The organism is Caulobacter sp. Root655, from assembly GCF_001427665.1.
GTDB lineage: Bacteria > Pseudomonadota > Alphaproteobacteria > Caulobacterales > Caulobacteraceae > Caulobacter.
Genome location: NZ_LMHC01000021.1, coordinates 344095 through 359054 on the forward strand (window position 1 = coordinate 344095; position 14960 = coordinate 359054).

Sequence of the window (14960 nt, forward strand, 5' to 3'; positions counted from 1 at the left end):
GTCGTTGATGATGGAGCTTCGCTGGGGGGCGAAAAGCACGGGACGCGCGGTCCTGTTGGCGGGGGCCGCTTGGCTGGCCCTGGCCTGCACGGCGCAGGCGCAGCAGCCGCTCGTCACGATTCCCGCCGCGCCCACCCCCTCCCCGGCGGTCGACGACGGCTTGGGCGACACCGGCTACTATCTCGAATCCGATCTGCTGATCCGCGACGACGCCAATCAGAAGATGATCGCCCGCGGCGAGGTCGAGGCCCGCTACCAGGGGCGAACCCTGCGCGCCGATGAAGTGGTCTACGACACCAAGACCGACGTGGTGACCGCCCACGGCCACGTGACTCTGATCAACGCCGACGGCACGGCGCAGTTCGCCGACGACATGACCATGGACAAGGACCTGAAGGCCGGCTTCGCCCGCGGCTTCTCGGCCCGCCTGGACAAGAACATCAAGATCGCCGCCGACACCGCGATCCGCCGCAGCGACACGATCCAGGAGCTGAACCAGGCGATCTACACGCCCTGCGAGGTCTGCGCCGAAAAGCCCAAGCCGACCTGGAGCATCGAGGCCGACAAGGTCGTGCAGGATAAGAAGCGCCACCTGGTCTACTATCACGGCGCGACGATCCGCATGTTCGGCGCGCCCCTGCTGTACCTGCCCGTGTTCTGGCACCCCGACCCGCAGACCCAGCGCAGCTCCGGTTTCCTGACGCCGAAGCTGGCCGTCTCCAAGCGCCGCGGCGTGTCGTACCAGCAGCCCTATCTCTTCGCGATCTCGCCGTCTCAGGATCTGGTGCTAACCCCCCAGATCAACGCGAAAGTTAACCCGTTCCTCAACGCCCAGTACCGCAAGCGCTTCTATTCCGGCGCGATCGAGGTTCGGGCCGGCGGCACCTATGACAAGGACTTCGACAACCACGGCGACCGGTTCGGCGAAGCCACGACCAAGAGCTACATCCTGGCCAGGGGCCTGTTCGACATCGACCGGAAGTGGAAGTGGGGCTTCACGGCCGAGCGGGCTTCCGACGCCCTGATCTTCGACGACTACGACATCAACGACGTCTACCAGCAGCGCGGCCAGTTCACCGGCGACGACCATCGCCTGATGTCCCAGGTCTACGCCACCCGCCAGGACAAACGCTCCTACTTCTCGGCCTCGATGGTTTCGGTGCAGGGCCTGCGGGTCGTGGCCGTCGACACCACCACCGGCCTGGCCAGCAAGTTCGAGAACAGCGGAGCCTTCCCGCTGATCGGCCCTCTGATCGAGGCGCGCTGGGAACCGGAATCCCACATCCTCGGCGGCCGACTGCGCTTGCAAGGCTCGGGCGTGATGCTGAACCGCTCGGAGTCGCAGTTCGGCGAAGCGCCCTACAGCTATCTCGACTACAAGGGGAAGGACGGCGTCGACAGCACCCGCGGCACCCTGCAGGGCGATTGGCGCGCCAACCTGGTGCTCGGCCCCGGCCTGCGCGTCGAGCCCTTCGCCCAGGCGCGTGGCGATGTCTACAAGGTCAGCGACGTCTTCCTGCCGGTCAGCGCCCTGACGGCGGGCGACACCGCCAACATCAATTCCTCCCGCGCCCTGGGCGTCGTCGGCGTCGATCTGAGCCTGCCGCTGTATCGGCCGCTCAAGAACGGCGGCAGCATCGTGCTCGAGCCGCTGGTCCAGCTGGCTACGGGCTCCGACAGCTCGCGCGTCCCCATCATCGTGGCGCGCGGCCCCGCCACGTCGGCCTATCCCGAAGGCGTCCCGATCTATTTCAACGAGGACAGCACCAACTTCGAGCTCGACGAAACCAATCTGTTCGACGTCAACAAATCGCCCGGCTTCGACCTCTACGAGGGCGGCACGCGGATGAACGTCGGCGGACGGGCCACGATCAAGCTCGGCGACGGACGTGGCGGCAGCGTGCTGGTCGGTCGCAGCCTGCGCACCAAGGTTGATCCGCTCATGCCCACTCGAGCCGGCCTCGACCAGAAGGCTTCCGACTGGATCGTCGCGGCCACGGTCACCCCGATCCGCGGCGTCAACGCCTTCACGCGCGCCCGCTTCGACAACGACAACGGCAAGCTCAACCGCATCGAGGCCGGCCTCGACGCCTCGGTCTCGCGCGGCTTCGGCTCGGTGCGCTATCTGCGCGACAACAAGGACACCTCGGGCTTCCGCCAGGAAAACCTCGACTTCACCGCCGACTACAAGATTCGCGAGAACTGGGGCGTCACGGCGTTGGGTCGCCTATCCTATCAGGACGGCCGCGCGCTGCCGGTCGATCCCGTGACGGGGCTGACCCGCAAGGGCGAGTGGTCGTGGACCCGGCGCGATCTGGGCGTCTACTACAAGGACGACTGCATCCGGGTCGACGTGATCTACCAGAACGAAGACCGCTATACCCAAACGACCAGCGGTCTGCGCCTGAGAGCGGATGAGTCCATCGTGCTGCGCCTAACGCTCGCCACATTGGGCGACACACTGTACAGCGATTAGAATGTCACCGCGTCGGGGGACGTGCGTACGAGCACGCGCCTTCCTTTGGACGCGTCTAGAGGAACGACAATACCGATGCGGTCTGCGCGTAGCGTGACAAAACTGGCGGCCAACGCCGCCTCCATCCTCGCCTTGACCGTGGCGAGCCTCGGCCTGCCGGCCCTGGCTCAGGAAGCCCCGCCCGTGGTCGACGCCGCTCCGGCCGCCCCGGCGGCCGCGCGCGCCAATCCCCTGTCGGAGAGCGTCGCGGCCGTCGTCAACGACGACATCGTCTCCAGCTATGACCTGATGCAGCGCATGCGCCTGCTGATGGTCACCTCGGGCATGCAGCCGACCCAGGAGAACCTGCCCCAGCTGGAACAGGAAGCCCTGCGGTCGCTGATCGATGAGCACGTCCAGATGCAGGAACTGCGTCGGGTCGAGAAGGCTCAGAAGATCACGATCATCTCGACCGACAAGGAAATCGACGAGCAGATCGAGGACATCGCCAAGGGCAACAACATGACCGGCCAGCAGCTGACCCAGCAGCTGGCCGCCCAGGGCGTGGGCGTCGACACCTGGCGCGCCCAGATCCGCGCCGACAGCAGCTGGCAGTCCTGGATCCAGGGCCGCTACGGTTCGCGCCTGCGGATCGGCGACGATCAGGTCAAGGCCTTCGAGCGCCGCCAGGCCGACGCCGCCAGCAAGCCGCAGTACCAGGTCAGCGAAGTGTTCATCGACGCCGTGCGCGTCGGCGGCATGGACACCGCCCTCAACGGCGCCAAGCAGCTGGTGAGCCAGATGCAGCAGGGCGCGCCCTTCCCGGCCGTGGCCCGCCAGTTCTCGGCCTCGCCGACGGCGGCCAACGGCGGCGACGCCGGCTGGGTCGGCCTGGGCGAGATGCCGCCCGAGGTCGACGCGGCGCTCGAACAGCTGCGCCCCGGCCAGCTGTCGGCTCCGATCCCGGTGCGCGACGGCGTCTACATCATCTATCTGCGCGAGAAGCGCTCGGGCGCCAAGGCGGCCCTGGTCGACCTCAAGCAGGTCGCCGTGGCCCTGCCCAAGGACGCCAGCCAGGCCCAGGTCGACGCCGCCAACAAGGTCCTGCTGGACCTGAAGCCGAAGATCGCCAACTGCGAAACCCTGGAAGCCACGGCCGGCAAGGTCGATGGCGTGGTGGCCGGCGACCTCGGCGAGGCCGAGATCACCGACCTGGCCCCAGCGTTCCAGGAAGCGGCCAACACCCTGAAGGTCGGTCAGATCTCCGATCCGATCCGCACCGACGCCGGCCTGCACCTGATCGCGGTGTGCGGCAAGCGCCAGTCCGGCGGCGCCGCTCCGACCCACGACCAGATCGAAAATCGTTTGCGTGGTCAGCAACTTGCGCTGATCTCTAAACGTTACCTCCGCGATCTGCGCAATTCGGCGACCATCGAGACCCGGTGAAGACAACAGCCCTCGCCCTGAGCGCCGGCGATCCTGCCGGCATCGGCCCGGAAATCATCGCCAAGGCCTGGGCGGCCCTGCGCGCGGACGGGCCGCCGTTCATGGTGGTGGGCGACGCCCAGTTGCTGGCCTCGGCCGGCGGCGGGGTCAAGGTCCGGCCTGTGGTCAGTCCGGTCGAGGCCATCAGGGTGTTCGCCGACGCCCTGCCCGTGCTCGACATCCCGCTGCAGGCGCGCGTCGTTTCCGGCAAGCCGTCCAGCGCCTACGCCGCCCAGGTGATCCGCTGGATCGAGACCGGGGCGGGCCTGGCCCTGTCGGGCGCCGTGGCCGGCCTGGTCACCGCCCCGATCGCCAAGGCCCCGCTCTACGACGCCGGCTTCGCCTTTCCCGGCCACACCGAGTTCCTGGCCGAGCTGACCCATGTGGGCGAGCGCCAGCCGCCCCACGGTCCGATCATGATGCTTGCGGCCCGCGACCTGCGCGCCACCTTGGTGACCATCCACACGCCTCTGGCCGCCGTGCCCGCCGCCCTGACCATCGACGCCATCGTCAACGCCGGACGGGTGACGGTCGAGGCGCTGCGCACCGACTTCGGCATCGTCGCGCCACGCCTGGCCGTGGCCGCCCTCAACCCGCACGCCGGCGAAGGCGGGGCGCTGGGCGGCGAGGAAGCGGCGATCATCGAACCGGCGGTCCGGATCCTTCGCGGCCTGGGCATCGACGTCAAAGGCCCCGCCCCGGCCGACAGCCTGTTCCACGCCGAGGCCCGCGCGACCTATGACGCGGTGCTGTGCATGTACCACGACCAGGCGCTGATCCCGGTGAAGATGCTCGACTTCTGGGCCGGGGTGAACGTCACCCTGGGCCTGCCGATCGTGCGCACCTCGCCCGACCATGGTACGGGTTTCGACATCGCCGGCCGTGGCCTGGCCCGCGCCGACAGCCTGATCGCCGCCATCCGCCTGGCCGCCGAGATCGCCGAACGCCGCGCGATGGCCTGAGCGATTTAGCTCCAATTTTAAACGACGGTGAACCGCCCTCGTCCTTCGACAAGCTCAGGATGAGGGCTATGGCGAAGGCCGTTCAGTAGAAATCCTCATCCTGAGCTTGTCGAAGGACGAGGATTGCGGTCCAAGACCTGCAAACCAGAGCGTTTAACATGACTTCGCCCGCCCTCGCCGACCTGCCCCCCCTCCGCGAGGTCCTCGCCGAGCACGACCTGCTGGCCAACAAGAGCTTTGGCCAGCACTTCCTGCTGGACCTCAACATCACCCGCAAGATCGCCCGCCTCGCGGGCGTGGGCGAAGGCGATACGGTGATCGAGGTCGGCCCTGGTCCCGGCGGCCTGACCCGAGCCCTGCTGGAGACCGGCGCGCGGGTGGTCGCCGTCGAGATGGACCGCCGCTTCCTGCCGCTGCTGGAGGACCTCGCCGTCGCCGCCGACGGCCGGCTGACCATCGTCCAGGGCGACGCCCTGAAGGTCGACATGGCCGCCATCGCCGACGGCCCGGCCCACATGGTCAGCAACCTGCCCTACAATGTCGGCACGCCGCTGCTGATCAACTGGCTGACGGGCCCGTTCCGGCCGCTGTCGATGACCCTGATGTTCCAGAAAGAGGTCGCCGACCGCATCGCCGCAGACGTCGACGACGACGCCTATGGCCGCCTGGCCGTGGTCTCCCAGACCGTCTGTAGCGCCAAGGTGGTCATGGACCTGCCGGCCCGCGCCTTCACCCCGCCGCCCAAGGTCGCTTCGGCCGTGGTGCGGCTGGTCCCGCTGGAGCCGGCCCCGGACAAGGCCATGGTCGCGGCGCTGGAAAAGGTCACGGCGGCGGCGTTCGGCCAACGTCGCAAGATGCTGCGCTCCAGCCTCAAGGGGCTGGGCGGCGGGGCGCTGTGCGAACGGGCGGGGATCAATCCGGACGCGCGGGCCGAGACGATCCCGGTCGAGGGCTTCCAGGCGTTGGCGCGGGCGGTGATGGGCGCCCCTCCCCTGGGACAAGAGCCTCGCTAGAAGCAGTCGCACGCGACAGCCGCTATGGGTGGTTGTCGATCGATCGTTCTTCCCTCCCCCCTTGTGGGGAGGGGGGACCAGCGAAGCTGGTGGGTGGGGCTTCACCGCGCCAACAGCGCCCTGCACCGGACCCCTACCCGACCCGCTACGCGGGCCACCCTCCCCGCAGGGGGGAGGGACGAGAGGGTTTCGGACTTCAGAGGCTGATCGTTCGAACGTCTGACTCGGGTCGGAAACCGCCCATCGCGAGCTAAATCTCTTCCCTCAGCAAATCCCCCACCAGATCGCCGATCCACGGGTTCCGCGCCCGCTTCTGACGTTCGGCGTGATAGATGTGGGCCAGGTCCGAATAGGCGCGGTCGAAGTCGTCGTTGAGGATCACGTAGTCGAACAGCTCCCAGGCGGCGACCTCGTCCTTGGCGCGGGCCAGGCGCTGGTGGATGACCGCTTCGCTGTCCTGGCTGCGGGCGTGCAGGCGACGGCTCATCTCGGCCAGGGACGGCGGCAGGATGTAGACCAGCACGCTGTCGGCGCCGGCCTGCTTGTGGACCTTCATCGCGCCCTGGAAGTCGATGTCGAACAGCACGCTCTCGCCGCGCTCCAGCGCCTCCATGATCGGCCCGCGCGGGCTGCCATAATGGTTGCCGTAGACCTCGGCGGACTCGAGGAATTCGTCCTTCAGCTTCATGAGCGCGAATTGCTCCTGGCTGACGAAGTGGTAGTCGCGGCCATCGTGCTCGCCCGGGCGCGGGTCGCGGGTGGTGGCGCTGATCGACAGGTGCAGGTCGTTGTGGTCGGCGACCAGGCGGCGGGTCAGCGAGGTCTTGCCCACGCCCGAGGGGGCCACCACCATCAGCAGCAGGCCGCGGGTCTTGTGGGCGGGCTTATTCGACATTCTGAACCTGTTCCCGGAACTGCTCGATCGTCGCCTTCAGGTCGAGACCGTGGGTGGTCAGCGCGGTCAGCGCCGACTTGCTGCAAAGGGTGTTGGCCTCGCGCATGAACTCCTGCGACAGGAAATCCAGGCGGCGGCCGGCCGCGACGTCGCCGCCCATCAGGGCGCGGGCGGCGGCCACGTGGCTGGCCAGGCGGTCCAGCTCTTCGCGGACGTCGGCCTTGACCGCCATGGCGGCGGCTTCCTGCACGATGCGCTCCTGCGAGGCCGCCTCGCCGATCAGATCGGCCAGCTTGCGCTCATAGCGCTCCTTGAGCACGGCCGGCTGTCCGGCGGCCTCGTGGGCGGCCAGGTCGGTCAGGGTCTCGATGCGGTCCACCGCGCCGGTCAGGATCGGGGCCAGGGCGGCCCCTTCCTCCAGGCGCGCGACCTTCAGCCCGTCCAGGGCCTGGGCGATCGAGACGGCCATGGCGGCCTCGACCTGGGCGCGATCCTCGGCCTCGTCCTCTTCCTCGCGGACGTCGATAACGCCGCGCAGGGCCAGCAGGCCGTCAAGGCTGGGCTTGGCGACCATGCCGGTGGCCACATAGGGCGACCCGGCCTTCAGATAGCGCTCCAGCACCTCGACATTGACCTGGGCGGCTCCCAGGGCCTCGGCCCGCTTGGCCTGCAGGTTGACCGTCAGTTGGCCGCGCTGGAATCGGGCCTGGGCGCCGTCGCGCGCGGCCTTGTCGAGACCCTCGAAGCCCGGCGGGCCCCGGAAGCGGGTCTCCAGGTTGCGGCCATTGACGCTGCGCGCCTCCACCGCCCACGACCAGGCTCCGTGCGAGCCCTCGACGCGGGCGAAGCCGGTCATGCCTGAAAGCGCCATCCTAGCCTCCGGCCAGCGGGGTCTTGGCCGCGCCGGGCGCGACGGCCTCGGCGGCCTTGGAACGCTCGACCTGGCGCCACTTGGCGACATTGCGCTCGTGTTCCGCGTAGGTCGAGGCGAAGACGTGGCCGCCGGTGCCGTCGGCGACGAAATAGAGCTCGTTGGTCTTGGGCGGATCCAGCACGGCGGCCAGGGCGGCGCGGCCCGGATTGGCGATCGGGGTCGGCGGCAGGCCGTCGATCAGATAGGTGTTGTAGGGCGTCTGGCGTTGCAGTTCCGACAGCAGGATGCCTCGGCCCAACGGACGGCCACGGGTCAGGCCGTAGATGATGGTCGGGTCGCTGCCCAGCCGGATGCCGCTCCGCAGGCGGTTGATGAACACCGCCGCCACGCGGGGACGCTCGCTGGCCAGGGCGGTTTCCTTCTCGACGATCGAGGCCATGGTCACGGCCTGGTCCTTGGTCGCGAACGGCAGGCCCGACTGGCGCTTGGCCCACAGGGCGTCGAGCAGTTCGTCGCGGTCGTCCATCATCCGTTGCAGCACCACGGCCCGGTCCTCGCCTCGCTGGACCTGATAGGTCTCGGGCAGGATCGAGCCTTCCGGCGGGGTCGGGACGGTTCCGGTCAGCACTGGCGAGCGCATCAGGATGTCGACCACCATGTCGGAGGTCAGGCCCTCGGCGATCGTCACCTGGTGACGGACGATCTTGCCGTCGCGGATCTTGCCCAGCACCTGGCGCAGCGAGGCGCGCGAGGGAAACTCGTACTCGCCGGCCTTCAGTTTGCGCGCCGCCCCGGTGGTCTGGGCGGCGGTCAGGAAGATCGAGGACGAGCGGATCACCCCGGCCTGTTCCAGGCTGGAAGCGATCTCCGGCAGGCTGGCCCCGCGTCGCAGGACGACATTGGTGACGTCGCCCGACCGCGCGGCAGGACCTGGTCCCTGATAGACCCACATCGTTCCCAGCACCGCCAGCATGGCGACCAGGCCGAGGATGGTCAGCCCTCCCGCGCCCATGGCGATCAGCCGGCGGCCGATCGAGGCGGACTCGCGCCGGCGCCCCCCCGTTCGGCGGGGCGCCTTGCGCGGCGCTGGCGCCTTGCGTGGCGGCCCCTTGCTGGCGGGAGAGGGTTTGCGGCTCACGAGACTTTGCGGAACACGACGGAGGCGTTGGTGCCGCCGAAGCCGAAGCTGTTGGACACCGCCACGTCGATCTTCATCGGCACGGCCTTGTTGGGCGCCAGGTTCATCGCGACCTCGACGTCGGGATTGTCGAGATTGATGGTCGGCGGCGCGATCTGGTCGCGGATGGCCAGGATCGAGAAGATGCCCTCGATGGCCCCGGCCGCGCCCAGCAGGTGGCCGGTCATCGACTTGGTCGACGACATCACCACGTTCTTGGCGTGATCGCCCAGCAGGCGCTCGACGGCCTTGGCCTCGATGCCGTCGGCCATGGTCGAGGTGCCGTGGGCGTTGACGTAGTCGATGTCGGCCGGGGTGATGCCCGCGTCCTTGATCGCCGCCGACAGGGCCCGGAAGCCGCCGTCGCCGTCCTCGGAGGGCGCGGTGATGTGGTAGGCGTCGCCCGACAGGCCGTAGCCGATCACCTCGGCGTAGATCTTGGCCCCGCGCGCCTTGGCGTGCTCGTACTCTTCCAGAACGAGGGCGCCGGCGCCCTCGCCCATCACGAAGCCGTCGCGGTCCTTGTCATAGGGGCGCGAGGCCTTCTCCGGGGTGTCGTTGAAATCGGTGGAGACGGCGCGGCAGGCGATGAAGCCGGCGATGCCGACCTTGCAGACCGCCGCCTCGGCCCCGCCGGCGACCATCACGTCGGCGTCGCCGTACTTGATCAACCGGCAGGCGTCGCCGATGGCGTGGGCCCCGGTGGCGCAGGCGGTGACCACGGCGTGGTTGGGGCCCTTGAAGCCGTAGCGGATCGAGACCTGGCCCGAGATCAGGTTGATCAGGGCCGAGGAGATGAAGAACGGGCTGACGCGGCGCGGGCCCTTGGCTTCCAATTCCAGGGCGGTGTCGGCGATGGTCGACAGGCCGCCGATGCCCGAGCCGAGAATCACCCCGGTGCGATAGCGGTCTTCCTCGGTTTCCGGGACCCAGCCCGAATCCTTCACGGCCTCATCGGCGGCGGCGATGCCGTACAGGATGAAGTCGTCGACGCGCTTCTGGTCGCGTGGGCTCATGGTCAGGTCGGGATTGAACGCGCCCTCCACATCGGGCCCGCCGCCGCCCCGTCCATCGACGCGCGGCACTTCGCAGGCCACCTTGCAGGCGTATTCGGTCGGATCGAAGGCCGAGATTCTGTTGGCGCCGGACTTGCCGGCCAGGATGTTTTTCCAGGTGACATCGACGCCCTGACCCAGGGGGGTCAGGAGGCCAAGTCCGGTGACGACGACTCTACGCATGGATCACTCCCAACCTTCGTATCGCGGACATATGGGGATACTGGACGAATCCGACACGCCCCCAATCCCTCCCCATATGGCCTCGCGAATCTCGGCCACATACGAAAACCGCCGCGCGCACGATGGCAAGAGCCCGTGCGACGCGGCGGTTGATAGTCCTGTTCGCGACTCTTGCGAACCCGACGCCTTAGGCGCCGGTCTTTTCCGTGATGAACTTCACGGCGTCGCCGACCGTCTGAATGTGTTCAGCGGCGTCGTCCGGAATTTCGATGTCGAATTCTTCTTCGAAAGCCATCACCAGCTCGACGTTGTCGAGGCTGTCGGCGCCCAGGTCGTCGATGAAGCTGGCCTTCTCGGTGACCTTTTCCGGATCGGCATCCAGGTGCTCGATGACGATCTTGCGCACGCGCTCGAGAATGTCGGACATTCTTTTAGTCCCTCGTTTTGAATCTTGCAGTTCCGCGGGCGGTTTCGGCGAACCTGCGCCCCCCACGGGAATTGTCGGGCCACCGCCTATCACGTTCCTTTTCGGGTGACTAGCGGCTGTACTCTTTAGAAATCAGGGCTTTTGCCTTTCCAAGCAGAAAGGCGGCGAGCCCAGGAAAAGCCGGGCCGTCAGATCATGGCCATGCCGCCGTTGACGTGCAAGGTCTGACCCGTGACGTAGCCGCCCTGGTCGCTGGCCAGGTAAACGCACGCCGCGGCGATATCGCTGCCCTCGCCCAGCCGGCCGGCGGGGATGGTCGCCAGGATGCCGGCCTTCTGCTGCTCGTTGAGGGCGTCGGTCATCGGGCTGGCGATGAAGCCGGGGGCCACGCAGTTGACGGTGACGTTGCGGCTGGCCAGTTCCTGGGCCAGGGCCTTGGAAAAACCGATCATGCCGGCCTTGGAGGCGGCGTAGTTGGTCTGGCCGGGATTGCCGGTGACGCCGACGATCGAGGTGATGCCGATGATCCGGCCCGAGCGACGCTTCATCATCCCCTTGGCGGCGGCCCGCGACAGGCGGAAATAGCCTTCCAGATTGACCTTGATCACGGTCTCCCAATCCTCATCCTTCATGCGGACGATCAGGCCGTCGCGGGTGATGCCGGCGTTGGCGATCACGATGTCCAGCGGCGCGCCGGCGGCTTCCTCGGCCTTGGCGACCAGGCCGTCGACCTGGGCGGCGTCGGAGAGATTCGCGGCCACGAACGAGACGCGCTCGCCAAATTGGGCGGCCAGCTCGGCCAGGGCCGATTCGCGGGTGCCGGACAGCACCACATGGGCGCCCTGCCCGTGCAGCGCCTTGGCGATGGCCCCGCCGATGCCGCCCGTGGCGCCGGTGACGAGGGCGGTCTTGCCGGTGAGATCGAACATTTGCAGGTCCCTTCTCCGCCCGTTCCGGAGCCGGAAATCGAGGCGGCGATTCAGCTTGGGTCCCGGCTTTCGCCGGGATGAGCGGGTTTAAACGGTCTTGGCGAAGGCTTCGAGATCGGCCGGGCTGTTCAGCGGAACGGCTTCGGCGTCCGGGGCGATCCGCTTGGCCATGCCCGACAGCACCTTGCCGGCGCCGGCTTCGGCGAAGCGGGTGACGCCACCCTCGGTCGCCAGCCAGGTCATGCTCTCGCGCCAGCGCACGCGGCCGGTGACCTGCTCGACCAGCAGTCGGCGAATGACGTCGGGGTCGTGAACCGGCGAGGCGGTGACATTGGCCACCAGCGGGGCGCGCGGGGCGATGATGGTGGTGCGGGCCAGGGCCTCCTCCATCTCGTCGGCGGCCGGCTGCATCAGCGGGCAGTGGAACGGGGCCGAGACGTTCAGCGGGATGGCCCGCGCGCCCAGTTCCTTGGCCTTCTCGATGGCCTTGTCGACGGCGGCCTTGTCACCAGAGATCACCACATTGCCGTTGTTGTTGTCGTTGGCCACGACGCAGACGCCAACCTCCGAACCGGCGGCGGCGGCGGCCTCGGCCAGGGCCAGGTCGGTCTTGGGGCCGATCAGCGAGGCCATCGCCCCCTCGCCCACCGGCACGGCGCGCTGCATGGCCTGGCCGCGCAGCTTCAGCAGGCGGGCGGTGTCGGCCAGGGTGATCGCGCCGGCGGCGGCCAGGGCGCTGTACTCGCCCAGCGAGTGGCCGGCCACGAAGGCGGCCCGGTCGATACCGACGCCGAATTCCTTTTCCAAGGTCCGCGACACCGCCAGGCTGACCGCCATCAGGGCCGGCTGGGCGTTCTCGGTCAGGGTCAGGTCGCCCTCGGGGCCCTCGACCATCAGCTTGAACAGCTTCTGGCCCAGGGCGTCGTCGACCTCCTGGAAGACCTCGCGGGCCGCGGCGAACGCCTGGGCGAGATCGGCGCCCATGCCGACCGTCTGGCTGCCCTGGCCCGGGAAAATGAAAGCGATGCTCATGAAGCTCGCGCCTCTTTCTATAGATTCAGGCGCGGAGGGTTAGGCCATCGAACGCGGGGCGGCAAGTCAGCCCAGCCCAAGTCACCCCAGCCAAGGCCCGCCCGGCGGACCCCAGCCCCAGACCGGCATCGGCGGGTCGTCGGTCGGCGCGGCCACGCCCTCGGCGGAGTTGATCACCGCCAGGCGCGTGCCCCACTCCAGGTAGCCCACGAAGGCGGCGCGGAACTCCGGGTCGGCGGGCAAGCCCACGGCGTCGGCGGTGTCGAGCATCAGAGCCACCCAGGCCCGGCGCTGGGCTTCGGTCAGGTGACGGCCCAGATGATGGCCGATCATCGCGGCGTGACCGCCGCCGGCCTGGGTATAGGCCTTGGGCCCGCCGAACACCTCGGTGACGAAGGCCGCCACGTGCTCTGCGTGTCGAGGGTTCATGCCGGCGAACACCGGAGCCAGGACCGGATCGTTCGGCACGGCGGCGTAGAAGGCCTCGAACAGCGCCCGGAAACGCTCGGGCCCGCCCGCCCAGGCCGCCAGGGTGGGAACTTCCGTCTCGCCAAGCGCCATCGAGCGCCTCCCCTCGTCGTTCTTGTCGTCGCCAAAGACGTAGCCGCGCAGGATGCCGTTTGGAAGGCGGGAGAATGGGGTTATTCAAGCGGAGCGGCGTGGCCGCGCCTCTTCCGCTGGAGCCTTCCCATGCAACGCCTGCTTACCGGTCTCGCCCCCACGCTCGCCCTTTGCGCGGCCCTGGTCGCCGCCTCCCCCGCCCTGGCCGCCCTCAAGGTCGGCGACAAGGCCCCCGATTTCACCGCCCCCGCCGCCCTGGCCGGCAAGGACTTCAACTTCACCCTGTCCAAGGCGCTGAAGAAGGGCCCCGTGGTGCTCTACTTCTTCCCGGCCGCCTACACCTCGGGCTGCACGGCCGAGGCCCACGAGTTCGCCGAGGCGACGCCCGAGTTCGAGAAACTGGGCGCCACAGTGATCGGCGTCACCGCCGGCAATGTCGACAAGATCAAGGACTTCTCCAAGGAGCATTGCCGCGACAAGTTCGCGGTGGCCGCCGCCCCGGCCGGCCTGGTCAAGACCTATGACGTCGCCCTGCCGATGCCGGGCGGCTGGTCCAACCGCACCTCCTACGTGATCGCCCCCAACGGCAAGATCCTGATGGCCTACACCGACGGCAATTTCGCCGGCCACGTCAGCAAGACGATGGACGCGGTGAAGGCCTACAAGGCCAAGTAGAGGGTCCGTAACGGATTTCGGCCAACCTCTTTCGAAATCGGCGCGCGACAGGGGCTTCGGCCGGGCCGTCGCGCGCCTAGGATCGCGGCATGGTCGATCTGGTCCTTCTCGAAACCCTCGCGCGCGGCGTCGCCGTCGGCGGCTTCGGCGTCACTGGCCTGGCCCTGGTGATGGACCGCCGGCCGACGCCGGTGCGCTGGGTCGGCGGGCTGTTCTTCGCCTGCGCCATCGCCCATGTGATCGACGGCTTCAGGCTGGACGGCTCGGCCCACGCCACACCGGTGATCTGGGCGATGTCGGTGGCGACCACCGGCCTGTTCTGGACCCTGGCCTACGCCCTGTTCGCCGACGAGCGGCGCTTCTCGCCCCACCGTCTGTGGCCGGCGGCCGGGTTGGTGGTGTTGTGGGCGCTGGCCCGGTTCATGCCGGAGGCGATCTGTCGGCCCTTCTGGCTGGTCTTCAACCTGGCTTCGGTGGGTCTGGTGCTGCACGCCCTGCTGGTGATCTGGCGTGGCTGGCGCGGCGACCTCGTGGTCCAGCGCCGCCGGCTGCGCGGACCGGTGATGATCGCCGCCGCCGGCTACATCCTGTTGCTGAGCGCCCAGGACGTGGCGTGGGCGACGGGCCTGCCCTGGGTCTACGCCTCCGGCCTGTTGCAAGCCGGCGCGCTGGCCGGCCTGGCCGTCGCCGGAGCCGCGGCCCTGCTTCGCGCCGAGCCCCTGCTGGTCGAGGCGCCGATCGCGGCCGGTGGATGCGCGCCTCCGGCCCCCGCGCCCGCCCTGGACCTCGCGCCCGCCGACCGCCTCGTCCTGGCCCGATTGCAAACCGCCATGGACGAAAACGAGGTCTGGCGCGGCGAGGACCTGTCGATCGCGGCCCTGGCGGCCCTGGTCGGCGCGCCCGAGCACCGTCTGCGCCGGCTGATCAACGGCGTCCTGGGTCATCGCAACTTCGCCGACTACGTCAATGGCCGTCGCATCGAGGCGGCCAAGACGGCCCTCGCCGATCCCGACCTGGCCCTGAAGTCGGTCTCGACGATCGCCTATGACCTGGGCTTCGCCTCGCTGGGTCCTTTCAACCGCGCCTTCCGCGCCGCGACCGGCGTCACCCCGTCGGCCTGGCGATCAGCCAGGACACCCGCCTCGACGTCACCCCATCTGCGGCTGATCGAAACCGCCGTTCCCGCGCCGAAAGCCGACAAATCCGTCTGATTTCGCGATCGGCGCGACGACGCCTC

General features: G+C 68.7%; 14 protein-coding genes and 1 pseudogene. 6 read left to right on the forward strand and 9 right to left on the reverse strand.

Going from position 1 to position 14960, the window contains the following annotated elements; all coding sequences use genetic code 11:
• The first annotated feature begins 7 nt into the window (after nucleotides 1-7).
• The 3 genes from ASD79_RS13005 (at nucleotide 8) to pdxA (ending at nucleotide 4902) form a co-directional block, all read left to right on the forward strand.
• Nucleotides 8-2476: an LPS-assembly protein LptD gene (locus tag ASD79_RS13005; RefSeq protein ID WP_156400492.1), complete on the forward strand. Its 2469-nt coding sequence runs from the start codon at nucleotides 8-10 to the stop codon at nucleotides 2474-2476.
• 75 nt (nucleotides 2477-2551) lie between these two features.
• Nucleotides 2552-3901, forward strand: coding sequence for a peptidylprolyl isomerase (locus ASD79_RS13010; protein ID WP_056722261.1), 1350 nt, complete (start codon nucleotides 2552-2554; stop codon nucleotides 3899-3901).
• Nucleotides 3898-4902, forward strand: coding sequence for a 4-hydroxythreonine-4-phosphate dehydrogenase PdxA (gene pdxA, locus ASD79_RS13015; protein WP_056722263.1), 1005 nt, complete (start codon nucleotides 3898-3900; stop codon nucleotides 4900-4902). The genes ASD79_RS13010 and pdxA overlap by 4 nt, the downstream gene beginning before the upstream one ends.
• A 32-nt stretch (nucleotides 4903-4934) precedes the next feature.
• On the opposite strand, the pseudogene ASD79_RS25115 reads toward pdxA, so the two are convergent.
• A pseudogene (locus tag ASD79_RS25115) lies at nucleotides 4935-5062 on the reverse strand (hypothetical protein); the annotation flags it as partial.
• Here ASD79_RS25115 and rsmA point away from each other — a divergent pair.
• The gene (gene rsmA, locus ASD79_RS13020) at nucleotides 5061-5915 is read left to right on the forward strand and encodes a 16S rRNA (adenine(1518)-N(6)/adenine(1519)-N(6))-dimethyltransferase RsmA (protein WP_056722265.1); all 855 of its coding nucleotides are present in this window, start codon (nucleotides 5061-5063) and stop codon (nucleotides 5913-5915) included. The pseudogene ASD79_RS25115 and the gene rsmA overlap by 2 nt on opposite strands.
• Before the next feature lie 250 nt (nucleotides 5916-6165).
• Here the strand turns inward: rsmA and gmk are convergent, their stop codons facing one another.
• The 8 genes from gmk to ASD79_RS13060 form a co-directional block, all read right to left on the reverse strand.
• Nucleotides 6166-6810 carry a guanylate kinase gene (gmk, locus tag ASD79_RS13025; RefSeq protein ID WP_056722267.1) on the reverse strand — a complete coding sequence of 215 codons (645 nt, stop codon included), beginning with the start codon at nucleotides 6808-6810 and terminating at the stop codon, nucleotides 6166-6168.
• Nucleotides 6800-7681 (reverse strand): YicC/YloC family endoribonuclease, encoded by an 882-nt coding sequence (locus ASD79_RS13030; protein ID WP_056722268.1) that lies wholly within the window; start codon nucleotides 7679-7681, stop codon nucleotides 6800-6802. The genes gmk and ASD79_RS13030 overlap by 11 nt, the downstream gene beginning before the upstream one ends.
• Before the next feature lies 1 nt (nucleotide 7682).
• Complete coding sequence (mltG, locus tag ASD79_RS13035) at nucleotides 7683-8822, reverse strand: endolytic transglycosylase MltG (RefSeq protein ID WP_056722270.1); 1140 nt, start codon at nucleotides 8820-8822, stop codon at nucleotides 7683-7685.
• Entirely contained in the window at nucleotides 8819-10099 is a 1281-nt protein-coding gene (fabF, locus tag ASD79_RS13040; protein ID WP_056722273.1) for a beta-ketoacyl-ACP synthase II, read from the reverse strand. The genes mltG and fabF overlap by 4 nt, the downstream gene beginning before the upstream one ends.
• A gap of 187 nt (nucleotides 10100-10286) precedes the next feature.
• Complete coding sequence (locus ASD79_RS13045; protein ID WP_007672577.1) at nucleotides 10287-10526, reverse strand: acyl carrier protein; 240 nt, start codon at nucleotides 10524-10526, stop codon at nucleotides 10287-10289.
• Nucleotides 10527-10714: 188 nt separating this feature from the next.
• Nucleotides 10715-11455, reverse strand: a complete 741-nt coding sequence (gene fabG, locus ASD79_RS13050; protein ID WP_007672585.1) for a 3-oxoacyl-[acyl-carrier-protein] reductase — start codon at nucleotides 11453-11455, stop codon at nucleotides 10715-10717.
• Nucleotides 11456-11542: 87 nt separating this feature from the next.
• Nucleotides 11543-12487 carry an ACP S-malonyltransferase gene (gene fabD, locus ASD79_RS13055; RefSeq protein WP_056722275.1) on the reverse strand — a complete coding sequence of 315 codons (945 nt, stop codon included), beginning with the start codon at nucleotides 12485-12487 and terminating at the stop codon, nucleotides 11543-11545.
• A gap of 81 nt (nucleotides 12488-12568) precedes the next feature.
• Nucleotides 12569-13048, reverse strand: coding sequence for a group II truncated hemoglobin (locus ASD79_RS13060; protein WP_056722277.1), 480 nt, complete (start codon nucleotides 13046-13048; stop codon nucleotides 12569-12571).
• Between the two features lie 129 nt (nucleotides 13049-13177).
• Between ASD79_RS13060 and ASD79_RS13065 the strand changes: the two genes are divergently transcribed.
• Both ASD79_RS13065 and ASD79_RS13070 read left to right on the forward strand, forming a co-directional pair.
• On the forward strand, nucleotides 13178-13723 hold the full coding sequence (locus ASD79_RS13065) for a peroxiredoxin (protein WP_056722279.1): 546 nt from the start codon (nucleotides 13178-13180) through the stop codon (nucleotides 13721-13723).
• 89 nt (nucleotides 13724-13812) lie between these two features.
• A complete protein-coding gene (locus ASD79_RS13070; protein ID WP_056722281.1) occupies nucleotides 13813-14934 on the forward strand; it encodes an AraC family transcriptional regulator in 1122 nt (373 codons plus the stop codon).
• Nucleotides 14935-14960: the final 26 nt, after the last annotated feature.